This is a genomic window from Halosimplex pelagicum (genome assembly GCF_013415905.1).
Classification (GTDB): Archaea; Halobacteriota; Halobacteria; order Halobacteriales; family Haloarculaceae; genus Halosimplex; species Halosimplex pelagicum.
The window spans coordinates 2,027,035-2,044,601 of record NZ_CP058909.1; the positions used below are offsets into that span (position 1 = coordinate 2,027,035).

Here is a 17,567-nt window from a genome sequence, read left to right on the forward strand (position 1 = left end):
GGGTATCCTCGGCGACACTGTGGATACGGTCATGGCATTACTCTGGCTGGACGACGTTACGGCCGAGGACTTCGACTCGGTCGGAGGTAAAGGCGCATCCCTGGGGGAGCTGACATCGGCGGGTCTGCCGGTGCCCCCCGGGTTCGTCGTGACGGCCGAGACGTACCGGTCGTTCATCGAGGAGACGGGTATCGACGAGGAGCTGTTCGAGGCCGTCGACGTCTCCGTCGACGACTCCCAGGCGCTGGCGCGGGCCGCCGAGCGCGCCCAGGAGCTCATCCAGGAGACGGAGATGCCCGACTCCATCCGCGAGGAGATCCTCGCGGCCTACGACTCCGTCGAGGACGGCGACGCCTCCGTGGCGGTCCGCTCGTCGGCGACGGCCGAGGACCTGCCCGACGCGTCCTTTGCCGGCCAGCAGGAGACGTTCCTCAACGTCACCCGCTCGGACCTGCTCGACAAGGTGCGGGACTGCTGGGCCTCTCTCTTCACGCAGCGCGCGATCTACTACCGACAGGAGCAGGGATTCTCCCACGACGTTGTCAACATCGCGGTCGTCGTCCAGCTGATGGTCGACGCCGAGAAGAGCGGCGTCATGTTCACGAGCCACCCCACCACCGGCGCCCCGCAGGCCATCATCGAGTCCGCCTGGGGCCTGGGCGAGGCCGTGGTTTCGGGCGCCGTCTCCCCCGACAAGTACGTCCTCGACCGCGAGACCGGCGAGCTGCGCGACGCCACCGTCGCCACTAAAAAGGTCATGCACGTCCGCGACGAGGAGACCGGCGAGACGATCGAGCGTCCGGTCCCCGAGGACAAGCGCGACGAGCAGGTCCTCTCGGAGGCCGAACTCGACCGCCTCGTGGGCCTCGGCGACGAGATCGAATCCTACTACGGCGACCCCCAGGACGTGGAGTGGGCCATCGCCGACGGGGAACTGTACGTCCTCCAGTCCCGACCGATCACCACCATCGACGAGGACGCCGAGGAGGTCGAAGGCGCCACCAACGGCGTCGGTGACGTGGCGGGCGTCGCCGACGGCGGCGCGGCGGCCGACTCCGGCGGTGGCGCGAGCGCCGGCGACGGCAACGTCGTCTTCTCCGGCATCGGCGCCAGCCCCGGCCGCGTCTCCGGCCCGGCCCGCATCGTCCGGAAGCTCGACCACCTCGACAAGGTCGAGGAGGGCGACATCATCGTCGCCGAGATGACCACCCCCGACATGGTGCCGGCGATGAAGCGCGCCACCGGCATCGTCACCGACGAGGGCGGCATGACCAGCCACGCCGCCATCGTCTCCCGCGAACTCGGCGTGCCGGCCATCGTCGGCACCGAACAGGGTTCCGAGACGCTCAGCGACGGCCAGGTCGTCACCATCGACGGCGAGAAGGGCACCGTCGAGCAGGGCGACGCCACCGGCGGCGACGAGCGCGAACCCGTCGAGGAGGTCCGCCCGCAGGCCCCCGTCAAGCCGATGACCGCGACGGAGGTCAAGGTCAACGTCTCCATCCCGGACGCGGCCGAACGCGCGGCCGCGACCGGCGCCGACGGCGTCGGCCTCCTGCGGATGGAGCACATGATCCTCTCGACGAACAAGACGCCCGAGCGCTACATCGCCGACCACAGCGCCGACGAGTACGTCTCCGAGATCGTCGACGGCGTCCGCGGCGTCGCCGAGGAGTTCTACCCCCGGCCCGTCCGCGTGCGCACGCTCGACGCGCCGACCGACGAGTTCCGCCAGCTGGAGGGCGGCGCCGACGAGCCCGCCGAGCACAACCCGATGCTCGGTTATCGCGGCATCCGCCGCAGCCTCGACCGCCCCGATCTGTTCGCCCACGAACTCGCCGCCTTCCGCCGGCTGTTCGAGCTGGGCTACGACAACGTCGAGATCATGTTCCCGCTCGTCAACGACGCGGAGGACGTGCTGCGGGCCCGCCGGCTCATGGAGCAGGAGGGCATCGACCCCGACAAGCAGGACTGGGGCGTGATGATCGAGACGCCCGCCGCCGCGCTCGGCGTCGAGGCGATGGCCGACGCGGGCATCGACTTCGTCTCCTTCGGTACGAACGACCTCACGCAGTACACCCTCGCGGTCGACCGCAACAACGGGCGGGTCGCCGACCGCTTCGACGAGCTCCACCCCTCGGTGTTGAAGCTCATCAGCGAGACCATCGAGACCTGCCGCGAACAGGGCGTGGCCACGAGCATCTGCGGCCAGGCCGCCTCGAAGCCCGAGATGGTCGACCACCTCGTCAACGAGGGGGTCACCTCCATCTCCGCGAACATCGACGCCGTCCGCGACGTGCAACACGAGGTCAAGCGCGTCGAGCAGAAGTTGTTGCTCGACGACGTGCGCTGAGTCCGCACGACCGTTCAGATATCTCACCGTTCGTCTTCTTCAGCACCGATCGAAACCGACGTTTCTGGACTGGCAGGCGACGGGTCGCCGCGAGAACAGGGGAGTTACGAACGTTCCGAATCGTCGGATTTGGCCAGCGAACGGACGAAATCCGAGATGATCTTGGGTCCCCGACGGACACGTTGTTCTTCGACCTCTCGGCCGGTTTTCGGAGACTCGCTCATATCCGTACGTACTGTGGTCCAACATAAAAAGTTGATCCGGTCGCCCGTGCGCTTCGGTTTCCGATCTCGACGAGCGGATCGACCGGTGGCCGCCCGGTCACACCGAGGACGATGCCGGCGACCAGAAGCACGATACCCAGAGCGAGCGTCAACTGCGTGTAGAACAGCGCCCGAGCGTCACCGTCGGCCATCTGACTCGTATCGGCGAGCCAGGACTCGTACTCTCTGATCATCCACTCGTTCCACTCGCGTTCGCTCCAGGACGACGCCTGGAACTCCCTGAGATAGTCCGCGCTGACCCCGGTCGGATAGTTCGAACCGATGTTCGTGACGAGCGCGAGGAGTGCCGAACCGAGGATCGACACGAACCCGAGTATCGAAACGACGTTGCCCAGTCGAAGCGTGGCCGGGACGGACGTAACCGCAGTCAGTACCAATCCGATGATGATGAGATCGATTCTGAGCGTCGACATCGCGGTTTCGTCGATGTCTCGGATCGTGTGAATCGTCTGATCGAGCGACTGCCGTGCATCGGTTCGTGCAACGTTCAACGCGTCCTCCTCGGAATCCCACGCCGGGAAACTGTTCTCGTTCCACCCGCTTCTGGACTCGGAGTGTACCTCCGACTCGTCGGAACCGAGGAGCCCGCGCAGACCCATAGAGTCGGTCCGAGGTGTTGCCCGTTCGTATTTAAAGTTCGGTAATAGACACCGACCGCTCAGAAGAAGGTGAGCTTGTCCCGACGGTACAGGTCCATCTCGGAGACCATCGAGGGGTCCTGCTTGGCGGCGAAGCGGACGGCGTCGGCGATCTCGGTCGGCTCGGAGGCCTCGCCCTCCTCGAAGCGTTCCTCGAAGGACTCGCCGCTCTCGCTGGCGAACTCGCTGCGGACCTCGGCGGGGTTGATGGTGGTGACGGCCACGTCGTCCTCGCCGGCGTCGGCGGAGACGCTCTTGGCGAAGCCGCGGACCCACCACTTCGAGGCCGCGTAGACGGGGTTAAAGGGTCGGGGGTACTGCCCGGCGAAACTCCCGATGAACACGACGGTGCCCGACGACTCGCGGAGGTGGGGCAGCGCCGCGCGCGTCGCGAAGAAGTAGCCGTCGACGTTGACCTCCATCATCGTGCGGTAATCCTCCGTCGAGAGGTCGTCGACGCCGTCGCCGGCGACGACGCCGACGTTGTTCACCAGCAGGTCCAGCCGGCCGAACTCCGTGACCGTCTTCTCGACCAGCGCGTCGACGGCGTCCTCGCTGCGGACGTTCGTCGGCACGACCAGCGTCTCGACGCCGTAGGCGTCTTCGAGGTCCGCGGCGATCGATTCGAGGCGCTCCTCGCGGCGGGCCGCCAGGGCCACGTCGGCGCCGTCTTCGGCCAGCGCGTGGGCCGTCGCCTCGCCGATACCGGAACTCGCGCCGGTCACGATCGCTGCCTGTCCGTCCAGGGACTGCTCGGTCGACATGGCGCTCGATAGGGCGGGCGCCGTCATAAGTGTCGGTAGTCGGGCGGGGCGACCGGCGTCGCTCGACCGCGCTACCGCGGGCGGACCGCGAGGTCCGATATGGGTCGAACCGCCGTACTGTGGGGCGGAGCGGGCTGAGGTCGCGGTTCCCAATAGATTCTTGACTGCCGGAGTGTACGTTTAATCATGGCATTCGACGAGGGGGGAGAGATATCTCACCTGTTCGGGGCGCTCGCCCAACGGGACAGGCGGATAGCCGTCTACTACCTGCGGGAGCACGGATCGGCGTCGCTCGAGACGCTCGCGGACTTGGTGACTGGCTGGACCGAGGCGGGGCCGGGGCCCGATCGGTCGGTCGCCCACGACGACGTGCGGATCGGGCTCCATCACGTCCACCTGCCGGCGCTCGACGCGGCGGGCGTCGTCGAGTACGACCCGGACGGGGGACGGGTCGCGCTCACCGAGCTCTCGGCGGCCGAAGCGGCGATCCTCGACGCGTCGCTACGGGCCGACGCGACCGACGCGGCGGTCGACCTCGAACGCCTGCTCGCCGCGGCCGGCGACGCGGGAGCCGACGATGGCGGCTGACGGCGAGCCGCCGCTCCGCGAGCTACGCGACCGCGCGCGCGGCCCGCCGAAGACGGTCACAACTTTCGGCCCGGAACCGTCCGACGACCTGGCGGCCGTCCTCGACCGGTTCGACGCCGAACTGGTCCACGAGCCGCTGCCGATCCCCGAGATGTCGGGCTACCTCGTCGTCAAGCGCGGCGGGGAGTACCTCGGCGCCGTCTCGGCGGCCGGGTTCGAAGAGTTGCACGACCCCTCCGAGGGCGCGCCCTGGGACGCGTCCGCCGCGGCGTCCGCGTACCGCGACCTGGTCGCGTTGCTCTCGGGGGCCTCCTTCGAGATGGACGACAGGAGACGGCTGGTGGCGACCGCCCGCGAGATCGAGGACCGCGCCTGGCGAACCGGTCGCGGGACTCTCTACGTGACCTTCCAGTCGCTGTCGGCCTTCGAGGGGCAGGTCTCGATGTACGAGCACCTCGCGGGGACCACCGAGCTCGCGGTCGCGGTCTACGGCGACCCCGACTGGGAGCCGCCGGCGATCGACGGCGTCGAGATCCGGCGCGACGAGGCGGGGGAGCTCAGCGACTTCTGGGTCGTCGCCTTCGACGGCGCCGGCGACGACGGCGCGAAGTGCGCGATGATCGCCGAGGAGAAGTCGCCGGGGACCTACGTCGGGGTCGTGACCTACGACTCGGCGGTCGTCGACGACCTGACGGCGTACCTCGACGACGTGGCCGGCGAGAGCCCGTGAACGACCGGTTCCGACACCGCAGGAGCTAAACGAGTCGCTCCCCTGTCTGCGGGTATGCAGCTGGCCGAGCCGCAGGATTTCGAGCGCGTCCTGTCGTCGATGTGTACCGAACCCCACCCCGCGGCTCGGGAGGCGGCCGAGCGCTTTCTCGCGACCAACCCCGGCGACCCCGGCACCTACGAGAGCGTCGCCGCCCTCGAAGACCGGGCGGTCGACCTGCTGGGCGAGGTGACCGGCCACCCCGACCCCGAGGGCTACGTCGCCAGCGGCGGCACGGAGGCCAACATCCAGGCCGTCCGGATCGCCCGCAACCGCGCCGACACCGACGACCCGAACGTCGTCGCGCCCGCGAGCGCCCACTTCTCCTTTACCAAGGCCGCGGACGTGCTCGACGTGGAGTACCGCACCGCGCCCACCACCGGCCACCGCGCCGACCCCGATGCGATGGCCGAACTCGTCGACGAGGACACCGTCTGCGTCGTCGGCGTCGCCGGCTCGACGGAGTACGGCTACGTCGACCCGATCCCCGAACTCGCCGCGATCGCGGGCGAGGTCGACGCGCTCTGTCACGTCGACGCCGCCTGGGGCGGGTTCGTCCTGCCGTTCACCGACCACGAGTGGGGCTTCGACGACGCCGACGTGGACACGCTGACGATCGACCCGCACAAGATGGGGCAGGCCGCCATCCCCGCCGGCGGGCTGGTGGTGCGCGACCGGTCGCTGCTCGACGAGCTCGCCATCCGGACCCCCTACCTGGAGTCCACGTCGCAGGTGACGCTGACCGGGACGCGCAGCGGCGCGGGCGTCGCCAGCGCCGTCGCCGCGATGGAGGCGCTGTGGCCCGAGGGCTACCGCGAGCAGTACGACCGGTCGATGGACAACGCGGAGTGGCTGGCCGACCAGCTCGCCGCGCGCGGGCACGACGTGGTCGAACCGGACCTGCCGCTGGTGGCCGCCGACCTCTCGGTGCCGATGACCGAGGAGCTGCGCTCGCGGGGCTGGCGGGTCGCCAAGACCGGCGCCGACGAGATGCGCGTCGTCTGCATGCCACACGTCACCCGCTCGATGCTGCGTTCGTTCGTCGCCGACCTCGACTGGTACTGAGCGACGCAGGGCGACCCGCGACTGGTACCGAGCTACGTAGGGCAAATATGAAAGTTTACGATACCCCGGACGGTACCGCCGGTCGTGTTCCCCGTCGAGGTCCCCGCGCTCCTGCTCGGTAGTACCTGTAGCGACCCCTCCGGGACCCTCGTCGAGGCCGTCTGCACCGCGACGGGACCCCCGGGCCTGCTCATCGTCCTCGTCTACTCGTTCCTGATCACGTTCATCCTCCCGCTGCCCTCGGAGATCGTCCTCCCGCTGGCCGACCAGCTCCGGCTGGGGCTGCCGCTGTGGGCGAACCTGGCGGTGGTCGTCCTCGTCGCCAGTGTCGGGAAGGCGGGCGGGAGCGTCTTCGCGTTCCACATCGGCCAGGAGGCCAAGGAGTCCGGCCCCGTCATCCGGTGGCTGCGGCGCTCGCGGTTCGACGTGATCGAGTGGTCCCAGACGAAAGTCGTCCAGCTCTCGAAGAAGTACGGCTACGCCGGCCTCGCGCTCGCGCTGTCGGTCCCCGCGTTCCCCGACACCCTCTCGGTGTACGCCTTCTCCGTCCTCGAAGACGACTACCTGAAGTTCGCCGCGGCCACGTTCGTCGGAAGCGTCGGCCGATTCCTCGTCTGGATCGTCGTCGTCCGGGGCGGCGTCGCGAACATCTGAACGGACCGCGGCCGGGAAGCCGTTCTCGGTGCCGAATCCGACGACGGGGTCGCGGACGGCTCCGTCCGCGTCCCTCGCCGCCGTCGGTGCGCTTACAAGGTGTCCGGGTCACCCTCGGGGTAATGGAAGGGGTGCTGTGGTACGTGTTCGCCAGCACCCGCGGGGGTGAGAACCGGGCGCGCATCCTCCGTGCGATAGACGAGCGACCGCGCAACGCCAACCAGCTCGCCGAGGACCTGGACCTGGACTACACCACCGTCCGACACCACCTCGACGTGCTCGGGGACAACAACGTCGTCGAGGCCAGCGGCGACGACTACGGTGCCGTCTACCTGCCCACCGAGCAGTGTCGCGCTAACTGGGACACCGCCGAGGAGGTTCTGGAGACCGTTCTGGAGGACGATTCATGAGCCAACGACCGACAGACAGCCGACCGAGCGATCCGCCGACCGAGGAACCGTCGAACGACGGCCGACCGGCCGACCGACCGCCCGCCAGCGGAGCGCGAGCGACTCGACGGCCGGCCGGCCGCGGGAGTCGGGAGACAATTTGGACAGCCTATTTGCGGGCCCATCGCATAGGGGCGAGTCAACGATGACGCTGTGGTTCGAGGCCGCCCGCCTCGCCGTGGTCGGCAACGTCGCGCTCCTGCTCGGCCTGACCGCGGTCTGGGCCCGCAACTACCGCGCCTACGGCGCCAGCCACACGCTCGGACTGCTCGTCTTCGGCGCCTTCCTCCTCGCGGAGAACCTGCTCGCGGTCTACCTGCTTTTCTTCCACGGGACCTTCCACGGCTGGGTCAGCGGCGCCGCCCCCGTCGCCCAGCGCGGCATGATGGCACTGAACGTCCTCGAACTGCTCGCGCTCGCCTTCCTCGTGAAGATCACCTGGGAGTGATCTCCTCCCGCGTTCCCCGTTGCCACGCGATGGTCAACCTTTTTGCCGGCGGGCGGCCACGTACCGGTGTGTTCCACGCGGGTCCGCCCGGCCGTATGCGCATGCCGGCTTCTCCGTAGTGCCGGGTGGACCCAGTCGCCGTCCGTGGGCTCATACCCCACGCGCGACCGGCGAAACGCCGGCCCGCAACGCACCGCCCACAGAGACGACTGCGGAGTGATCCACGATGACAGCGAATCACCGCGTTAAAGAGCCGACTGGAGGTATCGAGTAGTATGAGCCACGACGACTTCCCCACGGAGGATCCCGCGGTCGTGACCTGCGGGTTGCCCTACGCTAACGGCGACCTGCACATCGGCCACCTGCGGACGTACGTCGGCGGCGACGTGCTCTCGCGGGCGCTGCGAACGCTCGGCCAGGAGACCGCCTTCGTCTCCGGGTCCGACATGCACGGCACGCCCATCGCCGTCCAGGCCGCCGAGCAGGGCGTCGACCCCGAGGAGCTGGCGCTGGGCTACCACGAGCAGTACGAGGAGACGTTCCCCCGCTTCGATATCGACTTCGACAACTACGGCCACACCCACGACGAGACGAACCAGGCGATGACGCAGTCGTTCGTCGAGTCGTGGATCGACGGCGACCACGTCCACGAGAAGGAGATCAAGGTCGCCTACGACCCCGACGCCGACCAGTGGCTGCCCGACCGCTTCGTCGAGGGGACCTGCCCCCACTGCGGCGCGAACGCCCGCGGCGACGAGTGCGACGACGGTTGTCAACGGCACCTCGAACCCGGCGAGATCGAGGATCCCGTCAGCGCCATCACCGGTAACCCCGCCGAGTACCGCGCCCGCGAGCACGAGTTCCTGCGCCTCTCGGACTTCCAGGAGTACCTGCAGGGGTTCATCGACCGCCTCGAAGGCACCGACAACGCCCGCAACCAGCCCCGCGAGTGGATCGAGGGCGAACTGGAGGACCTGTGCATCACCCGCGATCTGGACTGGGGCGTCGACTACCCCGGCGACGACGGCGGACAGGACCTCGTCCTGTACGTCTGGGTCGACGCGCCCATCGAGTACGTCTCCTCGACCAGGCAGTACACCGAACGGGTCGGCAGCGACGAGTACGACTGGGAGGCCGTCTGGAAGAACCACGGCACCGACGACCACCCCGACGGCGGCGAGATCGTTCACATCATCGGCCAGGACATCATCCAGCACCACACCGTCTTCTGGCCGGCCATGCTCAGGGGCGCCGACTACAACGAGCCGCGCGCCGTGGTCGCCAGCGGCTTCATGAACCTCGACGGCGACGCGTTCTCGACGAGTCGCAACCGCGCCATCTGGGCCCGGGAGTTCCTCGACGAGGGGTTCCACCCCGACACGCTGCGGTACTACCTCACCACCGTCGGCGGCTTCCAGGACGAGATCGACTTCTCCTGGGACCGATTCGCCGAGCGGGTCAACGGCGAACTGGTCGGCAACGTCGGCAACTTCGCCTACCGCTCGCTCCTCTTTGCGGAGCGCAACTTCGGCGGCACGCCCGAGACCGACGTGTCCGCGGAGGTCCGCGAGCGCATCGAGGAAGCGACCGAGGAGTTCGAAGCGGCCATCAACGACTACTCGGTGCGCAAGGCCACCCAGGCCGCCGTCGACCTGGCCGGGTTCGGCAACGAGTACATCCAGCGCCACGAGCCCTGGAACTTGGACGAGGACGAGGCCGCGCCGGTCGTCCGCGACTGCGTGCAGGTCGCCAAGGCCGTCGCCGTCCTCGTCTACCCGGCCACGCCCGACACCGCCCAGCGCCTCTGGGACCAGCTCGACGAGGACGGCTCCGTCGCGGACGCCACGCTCGACGCCGCGCTCGAAGCGCCGCCGGCCGACTTCGGCGAGCCCACCGAGCTGTTCGAGAAGATCGAGGACGAACGCGTCGAGGAGCTGAACCGGAAGCTCGACGAGCGCGTCGAGGAGGTCGCCGAGGCCGCGGACGGGAGCGACGAGGGTGACGACGGAACCGAAACCGACGAGGCCGCGGAGGGCGACGAGGGGAGCATGGACGTGGAAGCCCTCGCCGAGGAACGGATCGGCTTCGACGACTTCGAGGAGATCGACATCCGCGTCGGGCGGATCGAGTCGGCCGAGCCCATCGAGGACTCCGACAAGCTCGCCCGCCTCAAAGTGGACATCGGCATCGAGACGCGCCAGGTCGTCGCCGGCATCAAACAGTTGCACGACCTCGACGAGTTGCCCGGGACGAAGGTCGTCCTGCTGGCGAACATGGAGAAAGCCGAACTGTTCGGCGTCGAGTCCAACGGCATGGTGCTCGCTGCGGGTGAGGAGGCCGACCTGCTGACCACCCACGGCGACGCCGAGCCCGGGACGAAGATCCGGTAGCCGGGTCGCCCGCGGAACCGCTATTTTTCACGCGAGCCGGTACTCGGAGACCCGTCGCACCGCGAGCACGTACGCCGCCGGCACGGCCGCGACGAGGACGACGGCGACGCCGAGGGCGACCCGTTCGAGCCCGGTGACAGACAGCGTGAGGCCGAAGGGGAGCCGGGGGGCGAGCAGCGAGTGGATCACGACTCGGTAGAGCTCGTCGGTGAGGACGCCGGCGGCGCTGACGCCGAGCGTGGCGAGGATCGAGTACAGCGCGAAGGCGGCCTTGCTCGGCGGCGTCGCCGTCCGGTCGGCGGTCACGTCGATGCCGTCGAACCGGGGGAACCGCGCGCCGAGCGCGGCCGCGACGACCGCGCCGCCGGCGACGACGACGAGCGCGAGCGCCGCGAAGCCGACGGCCTCGCCCGTCGAGCGCCCGCTGGCTCGGGCCGCCGCCCCCGAGAGGAGCGCGGCGACCGGCGCGACCGGGGCGACGACGGCGAGGACGTGGCCGTGGACGACCTCGCGGCCGCTCGCGCGCGAGGTCAGGAGTCCGGGCAGGGTCGCGCCCTGGTTGCCCAGGAGGTTGAGCGGCGCGGCGACGCCGGCCGCCCACGCGCCGTACAGCATCGCGAACCACGGCGCGTACGACGGGACCGTCCCGCTCGCGAGCGCCCCCTCGACCATCGGGAGCGCGAACAGCAGCGGGACCGCGGCGAACAGCAACTGCAGCGGCGCGCGGTACGCTCTGACGAGCGTCGTCGCCGCGACACCCGCGGTGCCCTGCCGGCGACAGACGAGTCCGAGCGCGTCACCGAGCCGGGTCGAACCGGTCGGCGTGACCGCCCCGGACGCGGCGGCCGACGCCTCGCCGGGTTCGGCCTCGTCACCCGTGTCGCGCTGCTCGTCGGCGAACCACGCGAACTCGGCCGCGCGGACCGTCGCGAGCGTCCCGATCGGGACGGCGGCGACCGCGAGACCGACCGCGGCCGCGGCGCCGACCGGCGAGGCGCCGGCGCCCGGCGTGGTGACCAGCGCGAGGTCGCCCAGCCAGGCCAGGGGTGGTCCCCGAAGCACGGGCGAGAGCGCGTCGATGACCGCGGGGAGGTGGCCGGCGAACATCACCCAGAAGTACGCGACTCCGACGACCGCACCGAGAACGGGTTTGAGGCGCGAGAGCCACTTCGACCGGCGGACGGCGCCCTTCAGCGCCAGCCCGGCGGGGTAGCCGATCGCCATCGCGCTGGCCAGCAGGGCGGCCGTCGCGAGGAGTCCGCCGACCAGCGGGGACGGCGTGCCGGCCCCGGCGGCCAGGCCGGCGAACCCGACGCCGAACGGGACGACCACGTACGGGACGTAGCCGACGGCGTTCATCAGGAGCAGCCCCCCCGCGATATCCTTCGGCGGGCGGATCGTCAACATCCCGGCGGGCTCGTCGATCTCGCCGTAGGAGCCGACGCCGGCGACGACGCCCATCGCGAGGACGAACACCCACCCGCTGGCGACGAGCAGGGAGACGGTCGCGGCGGGGGCGGCGTCGCCGCTCGCCAGCGTCGCGCCCCAGGCGCTCGCCGCGTCGAAGGCGATCGGAAGCACCGCGAGGACGGCGAGCGCACCCACCGCGACCAGCGCCAGCCACACGTCCTGGGCGCGGACCCGCCGGAACATCCGCCGCAGCTCGACGCGCGCGACGGTCGCGCTGACCGACGGCGACGGGAACCGCCCGCGCCGGCTCGGCGACGCGCGCCCCGCCGCCGGCCCTCGCTCAGGCCTCGACTCGTTCGTCTGGGACATCCTCGTCCTCCGTGATGTCGAGGAACGCGGTTTCGAGGTCCGCCTCGCCGTCGTCGCGGGCCCGCCGTTTCAGCTCCTCCGTGGGGCCCTCGGCGACGAGCTCCCCGTCGTCGATGACGCCGACGGTGTCGGCGAGCTCGTCGACGACCGAGAGGACGTGCGACGAGAGGAAGACGGTCACGTCGCGCTCGGCGACCGCCGCGACCGTGTCGCGCATCGTCCGCGCCGCGCGCGGATCGAGCCCGCTGGTCGGCTCGTCGAGGAAGACAACCTCGGGGTCGCCCAGCAGCGCCGCGATGGCGCCGACCTTCTTCTGCATCCCCGTCGAGTAGGTCCCGATCCGGCGGTCGGCGTCGCCCGCCAGGTCGAACCGCGCGAGCATGTCGTCGATGCGCTCGCCGGCCTCGTCGGACGGGAGTTCGTGGAGCCGCGCGACGTACCGCAGGTGTTCGCGGCCGGTCAGCTCGTCGAAGACGGGCGGGTCGGCGGGCAGGTAGCCGATCCGCTCGGTCAGCGTCGGGCGGTCGTCGACGGCGGCGCCCGCGACCGTCGCGGTCCCGTCGGTCGGCCGCGTGAGCCCGGTCAGCATCCGCATCGTCGTCGTCTTCCCGGCGCCGTTCGGTCCGAGGAAGCCGTACACGTCGCCCGCGGGGATCGACAGCGACAGGTTCGAGACGGCCAGTTCCTCGCCGTAGCGCTTCGTGAGTCCGTCGGCGACGACGGCCGGGTCGGTCACCGTCCGCCACCTCCGCGGCCGTCGGTCCGGTCGCGACTCGCGCCGCGCGTGACTGACTCCGGTTCGACGCCCCGCCGCGGTCGGCGGGCGGGCGGTCTGCACCGCTCGTCTGGAGGGCAGGTCTGCATACTCGAACGCGTGAACGCCTGAATCAAAAAATCTTGGCGAACGACGTTTCTATTCGGATACCGACAGAACCAGCCGTCCCGGGCGTCGGGCGACGACAAGCCCTATTGGTCGCCGGCCGTTACGGGCGGCCATGGCAGACGACGCCGGGACCGAGGACGACGAAGAGGAGTGGCGCTTCTCCGTCGACGAGGTGGGCGACGACACCGGCGACGTCGAGGAGGCCGACACGCTCGACGACGAGGACGGCTGGGACGTGACCGTCGGCGACGAGGACGACGACGGGCCGACCGTCGCCTTCGGCGGGACCGACGGCGACGACCACGCGGCGGGTGACGGCGAGGACGGCGAGGGCGGCGGCAACGTCGCCGGGTCGGTGACACCGGAGCTGCCGGTCGAGTCGGACACGCCCAGCCTGGAGAGCGCGGTGTTCGTCGCCGCCGGCGCCCTGCTGGTCCTGCTGGTGTTCGCCAGCGTCGTCACGCCGCTGACGCCGCCGACGGTCGGCGGGATCACGCTGGGCGTCACCGCCGTGACGGCGCTCCTCTACGCGGTGTTCGTGCGGTTCTGACCGCCCCCCGGCCGGTCGAACGCCGAGACCGGTGCGAGGGGAAGTGTTTTCGGGCAGGCGACCGAATCTCCGATATGATCGAGTGGATCGGGCAGACCTCGGTCCTGTCGTGGATCGGGGCGAACCTCCCGCTGTTCCTCCTGCTCGCGGGCGCGGCGCTGACCATCGCGGAGGCGTTCGCCCCCGGCGCGCACTTCATGGTCCTCGGCGTGGCCCTGCTGGTCGCCGGACTCGTCGGGCTGTTGCTCCCCCCGGGACTGGGCGTGCTCGCGCCGCTGATCCTCGCCGGGCTGGTCGTCGCGGCGGGGGCGGGCACCTTCTACGTCTACCGCCAGTTCGACTTCTACGGCGGCAAGGGCGGTCCCCAGACCAGCGACTCCGACTCGCTGCGCGGCGAGATCGGCCGCGTCACCGAGCGGATCACCGAGACCGAGGGCGAGGTGAAACTCGACGAGGGCGGGTTCAACCCCTACTACCGCGCCAAGAGCGTCGACGGCGAGATCGAGGAGGGCACCGAGGTGATGGTCGTCGACCCCGGCGGCGGCAACGTCGTCACCGTCGAACCCCTCACCGGCGGGACCGACGAGATCGACCGCGAACTCGCCCGCGAACGCCAGCGCAGTTCGAGCCCGTCGCCGGACGGCGACGGCGAGGACCGCGACGACACGCAGGCGGACCGCGACGACGACGAACGCGAGTTCGAGACCGACCCGGCCTGAGCCGACGGACGTTCCGGCCCGACCCGCGGTCGACGGACCTCCCGGACCGAGCCGGCGACCCGGCGGTCTCGCCGTTCGCGACCGCCGTACCGCGGCCCGGCATCTGTGGTCGCTCACCCAACACTTTTGACGGGGTGGGACGAAGTTCGATCGCATGATCCCCGTACCAGTGTTGCAGAGTCTCGGTGGCGCCCTTCCGATCGTGGCGGTCATCCTGCTGTTGCTCGCGGTCGTGATGGTGTACCAGATGGTGGAGATCGTCAACGCCTACGAGAAGCGGGCGCTGACGGTCTTCGGCGAGTACCGCAAACTGCTCGAACCCGGCATCAACTTCGTGCCGCCGTTCGTCTCGAAGACCTACGCCTTCGACATGCGGACCCAGACGCTGGACGTACCGCGCCAGGAGGCGATCACCCGGGACAACTCCCCCGTCACGGCGGACGCCGTCGTCTACATCAAGGTGATGGACGCCAAGAAGGCCTTCCTCGAAGTGGACAACTACAAGAAGGCCGTCTCGAACCTCGCCCAGACGACGCTGCGTGCGGTGCTGGGCGACATGGAACTCGACGACACGCTCAACAAGCGCCAGGAGATCAACGCGAAGATCCGCAAGGAACTGGACGAACCCACCGACGAGTGGGGGATCCGCGTCGAGAGCGTCGAGGTCCGCGAGGTCAACCCCTCGAAGGACGTCCAGCAGGCGATGGAGCAACAGACCTCCGCCGAGCGCAAACGCCGCGCCATGATCCTCGAAGCGCAGGGCGAACGGCGCTCGGCCATCGAGCAGGCCCAGGGTGAGAAGCAGTCCGACATCGTCCGCGCCCAGGGGAAAAAGCAGTCGCAGATCCTCGAGGCGCAGGGTGACGCGATCTCGACGGTCCTCCGTGCGAAATCCGCCGAGTCGATGGGCGAGCGCGCCATCATCGACAAGGGGATGGAGACCCTCGAAAACATCGGCCAGGGCGAGTCGACGACGTTCGTCATGCCCCAGGAGCTCACCTCGCTGGTGGGTCGCTACGGCAAGCACCTCTCGGGCGGCGACGTGAGCGACATGGCCAAGGCCAACGGCGAGAGCGAACTCGACAGCCTGAACTTCGACGCCGAGACGCGCGAACTGATCGGCCTCGACAACATCGAGGAGATCCTCGGCCAGATCGACGAGGAGGCCGAGGTCGACGTCGAGGAGATGGAGCAGGAGGCCCAGGCCATCAAGGAAGGCAAGGACGCGACGAACATCCGCGACCCCGACGAGGTCATCGAGGAGATGGACTCCGACATGGACCCCTCCGGGAGCCCGGTCGGCGGCCCCGGCGGCGACGGGAGCGGCGCCGGCGGGAGCGCCGACGCCACCGACGGCGAGCGCGAACCCGAGACCGAGACGGAGTAACCGCGTCGGCCGGGCCGTCCTCCCGCGCCCGCCGACCGTCTTCTCCGGCGACGATCCGAACACTTGCGGGACTGTTGCGTCGTTCGTGCGGCGGGTCCGCATCCCTGCCCGAAAACGGCCGCCAGACTGGCTCTCAACCGTTTTACCCGAACTGGGTCTGGAGCCGAAGCCGTTTTACCACCCCACCGCCAAAAGGCTCATAATGGCGCGAGAGGGGGACGTGGACGAGAGCAAGCGGGCGACGCTCCGTCGCTTCGCTGCCCTGGGGGCGACCAGTCCCTTCGTCGGATTCGCGAAAGAGAGCGACAGCGACGCGCCCGACGCGCTGCTGGGGTACGTCGCCGCGACGCCCGGCGCGCACTTCTCGAAGATCCGCGACGACCTGCAACTGGGCACGGGGGAGACCCAGCACCACCTCCGCCGACTGGAGCGCGACGGCGCCGTCGAGAGCCGGGAGGACGGGGAGTACCGCCGGTACTTCCCCGCCGGTCGGTTCTCGGAGTTCGAACGGGTAGCGCTGGGTTACCTCCGGCGCGAGACCCCGCGCGGGATGGTCGTCGCGCTCCTGCGCGACCCCGACGCCTCGGGCACCGCCGTCGCCGAACAGCTGGGCGTCTCGGCGCCCACCGTCAGCAAGTACGCCAGCCAGCTGGAGGAGGCCGGCCTGCTCTCCCGCGAGGACGGCTACGCGCTCGAACGCCCGGAGACGCTGCTCCTGTTGCTCGTCCAGCACGCCGACTCCTTCGGTCCGGAGGCCGCAGAGCTGGCCGCCGACGCCGACGACATCGTCACCTACGACCCTTGACCGTTCCGGCCCAGACAGGCCCGGTCGGGTAGCCGGGACGGACTCGTGAACCGCCCAGCCGCAGCCGTCGCTGGCGGGCGTGAAAAAGCGCGAGAATGGGTCCGCTTACGCCGTGACCTTCCAGGTGGTCGACGAGGAGTAGCCCCACTTCTCCACGTCGAGGTCGGTGTCGCTGTTCTGGATGGTGGTCATGTTCGACCCGACCTCCTTGGCCGACAGGTCGAGTTCGTCGCCGATGAGCCTCGACTTGAAGTAGGTCTGGGTGTCGGCGTTGTCCCGGAGGTACCCCAGGATACGGCGCTGCTTCTCGGTGAGGGTGAGTTGCTCGCCCGTCGCGCTCGCGGTGGTCGCGCTCATACTCACAGGGAGGTACCGTTCCCCTAAAGCGGGTTTGGTACGATCGGTAAAACCCGGCGCCTTCCTGCGGTTGTCCGACCCGACCGCGGTCGTAACGGGAGCCTACGGCGGGCTTCGAGGGGCGCGTTGGTGCCGTTGGTTAACCGGCCGTACCAGCGGCGGGGTCGCGATGGCCGCCGCTGTCCCGGCGGGAGACGACGGGGGCGGTGACCCCCGAGAACTACAGGTCTTCGTCGATGATCTCGCCGACCGCGAAGTTGGACTTGACCTCGGTGACCTCGACCTTGACGCGCTCGCCCACGTCGGCGCCGGGGACGATGATGACGTATCCGCGCTCGACGCGCGCGATGCCGTCGCCCTGTTTGCCGATGTCCTCGATCTCGACGTAGCGGATCTCGCCCGCCTCGACCGGCGGTTGTGGCTCCGAGGGGACGTTGTCCTCGTCCGTGTCTTCCGCCCGTTCCACCTCCGAGGAGATGAGCGCGACGCGGTAGGTCTCCCCCGGCTCGACCGCCCCCGTCTCGATCTCCCGTTTCGGCACCTCCACGACGTACCGGTCGCCGTCGTCCGACACGTCCGCACTGAACAGACACAGCAGCTTATCTGAGATTTCCACGATGTAGACCTCCGAGTGGGTCATAGACCCCCTCTTTTATGAAAGTATGCCAGCCCGATCCCCCCAGAT

The 17,567-nt window shown here is 69.6% G+C and carries 18 protein-coding genes; 12 read left to right on the forward strand and 6 right to left on the reverse strand.

The window, feature by feature from the left end; translation table 11 throughout:
- Positions 1–31: 31 nt before the first annotated feature.
- Positions 32–2,353, forward strand: a complete 2,322-nt coding sequence (gene ppsA / locus HZS54_RS09950; protein ID WP_179922398.1) for a phosphoenolpyruvate synthase — start codon at positions 32–34, stop codon at positions 2,351–2,353.
- 220 nt (positions 2,354–2,573) lie between these two features.
- On the opposite strand, the gene HZS54_RS09955 is transcribed toward ppsA, so the two are convergent.
- Both HZS54_RS09955 and HZS54_RS09960 read right to left on the reverse strand, forming a co-directional pair.
- The gene (locus HZS54_RS09955) at positions 2,574–3,050 is read right to left on the reverse strand and encodes a hypothetical protein (RefSeq protein WP_179922399.1); all 477 of its coding nucleotides are present in this window, start codon (positions 3,048–3,050) and stop codon (positions 2,574–2,576) included.
- 245 nt (positions 3,051–3,295) lie between these two features.
- On the reverse strand, positions 3,296–4,039 hold the full coding sequence (locus tag HZS54_RS09960) for an SDR family oxidoreductase (RefSeq protein WP_179922400.1): 744 nt from the start codon (positions 4,037–4,039) through the stop codon (positions 3,296–3,298).
- 186 nt (positions 4,040–4,225) lie between these two features.
- Here HZS54_RS09960 and HZS54_RS09965 point away from each other — a divergent pair, with 186 nt between their 5' ends.
- The 7 genes from HZS54_RS09965 (at position 4,226) to metG (ending at position 10,402) form a co-directional block, all read left to right on the forward strand.
- The gene (locus tag HZS54_RS09965) at positions 4,226–4,627 is read left to right on the forward strand and encodes a DUF7344 domain-containing protein (protein WP_179922401.1); all 402 of its coding nucleotides are present in this window, start codon (positions 4,226–4,228) and stop codon (positions 4,625–4,627) included.
- Entirely contained in the window at positions 4,617–5,357 is a 741-nt protein-coding gene (locus HZS54_RS09970) for a DICT sensory domain-containing protein (protein WP_179922402.1), read from the forward strand. The genes HZS54_RS09965 and HZS54_RS09970 overlap by 11 nt, the downstream gene beginning before the upstream one ends.
- Before the next feature lie 54 nt (positions 5,358–5,411).
- On the forward strand, positions 5,412–6,461 hold the full coding sequence (gene mfnA, locus HZS54_RS09975; RefSeq protein WP_179922403.1) for a tyrosine decarboxylase MfnA: 1,050 nt from the start codon (positions 5,412–5,414) through the stop codon (positions 6,459–6,461).
- Between the two features lie 84 nt (positions 6,462–6,545).
- Complete coding sequence (locus HZS54_RS09980; RefSeq protein WP_179922404.1) at positions 6,546–7,115, forward strand: YqaA family protein; 570 nt, start codon at positions 6,546–6,548, stop codon at positions 7,113–7,115.
- 122 nt (positions 7,116–7,237) lie between these two features.
- Complete coding sequence (locus tag HZS54_RS09985; RefSeq protein ID WP_179922405.1) at positions 7,238–7,525, forward strand: winged helix-turn-helix domain-containing protein; 288 nt, start codon at positions 7,238–7,240, stop codon at positions 7,523–7,525.
- A gap of 184 nt (positions 7,526–7,709) precedes the next feature.
- Positions 7,710–8,012 (forward strand): DUF8036 family membrane protein, encoded by a 303-nt coding sequence (locus tag HZS54_RS09990; RefSeq protein WP_179922406.1) that lies wholly within the window; start codon positions 7,710–7,712, stop codon positions 8,010–8,012.
- Between the two features lie 275 nt (positions 8,013–8,287).
- Positions 8,288–10,402 (forward strand): methionine--tRNA ligase, encoded by a 2,115-nt coding sequence (gene metG / locus HZS54_RS09995; RefSeq protein WP_179922407.1) that lies wholly within the window; start codon positions 8,288–8,290, stop codon positions 10,400–10,402.
- A gap of 27 nt (positions 10,403–10,429) precedes the next feature.
- On the opposite strand, the gene HZS54_RS10000 is transcribed toward metG, so the two are convergent.
- Both HZS54_RS10000 and HZS54_RS10005 read right to left on the reverse strand, forming a co-directional pair.
- The gene (locus tag HZS54_RS10000; protein WP_179922408.1) at positions 10,430–12,181 is read right to left on the reverse strand and encodes a hypothetical protein; all 1,752 of its coding nucleotides are present in this window, start codon (positions 12,179–12,181) and stop codon (positions 10,430–10,432) included.
- Positions 12,153–12,917 carry an ABC transporter ATP-binding protein gene (locus tag HZS54_RS10005; protein ID WP_179922409.1) on the reverse strand — a complete coding sequence of 255 codons (765 nt, stop codon included), beginning with the start codon at positions 12,915–12,917 and terminating at the stop codon, positions 12,153–12,155. The genes HZS54_RS10000 and HZS54_RS10005 overlap by 29 nt, the downstream gene beginning before the upstream one ends.
- A 259-nt stretch (positions 12,918–13,176) precedes the next feature.
- Between HZS54_RS10005 and HZS54_RS10010 the strand changes: the two genes are divergently transcribed.
- The 4 genes from HZS54_RS10010 to HZS54_RS10025 all read left to right on the forward strand — a co-directional run bounded on the left by HZS54_RS10010 (position 13,177) and on the right by HZS54_RS10025 (position 16,525).
- Positions 13,177–13,614, forward strand: a complete 438-nt coding sequence (locus HZS54_RS10010) for a DUF7312 domain-containing protein (protein WP_179922410.1) — start codon at positions 13,177–13,179, stop codon at positions 13,612–13,614.
- Positions 13,615–13,688: 74 nt separating this feature from the next.
- Complete coding sequence (locus tag HZS54_RS10015) at positions 13,689–14,333, forward strand: NfeD family protein (protein WP_179922411.1); 645 nt, start codon at positions 13,689–13,691, stop codon at positions 14,331–14,333.
- 154 nt (positions 14,334–14,487) lie between these two features.
- On the forward strand, positions 14,488–15,720 hold the full coding sequence (locus tag HZS54_RS10020) for an SPFH domain-containing protein (RefSeq protein WP_179922412.1): 1,233 nt from the start codon (positions 14,488–14,490) through the stop codon (positions 15,718–15,720).
- Between the two features lie 202 nt (positions 15,721–15,922).
- Positions 15,923–16,525: a winged helix-turn-helix transcriptional regulator gene (locus HZS54_RS10025; RefSeq protein WP_179922413.1), complete on the forward strand. Its 603-nt coding sequence runs from the start codon at positions 15,923–15,925 to the stop codon at positions 16,523–16,525.
- Positions 16,526–16,630: 105 nt separating this feature from the next.
- Here HZS54_RS10025 and HZS54_RS10030 read toward each other — a convergent pair whose 3' ends face one another.
- Both HZS54_RS10030 and HZS54_RS10035 read right to left on the reverse strand, forming a co-directional pair.
- Complete coding sequence (locus HZS54_RS10030; RefSeq protein ID WP_179922414.1) at positions 16,631–16,882, reverse strand: DUF7123 family protein; 252 nt, start codon at positions 16,880–16,882, stop codon at positions 16,631–16,633.
- Positions 16,883–17,102: 220 nt separating this feature from the next.
- Positions 17,103–17,498 carry a TRAM domain-containing protein gene (locus HZS54_RS10035; protein ID WP_179922415.1) on the reverse strand — a complete coding sequence of 132 codons (396 nt, stop codon included), beginning with the start codon at positions 17,496–17,498 and terminating at the stop codon, positions 17,103–17,105.
- Positions 17,499–17,567: the final 69 nt, after the last annotated feature.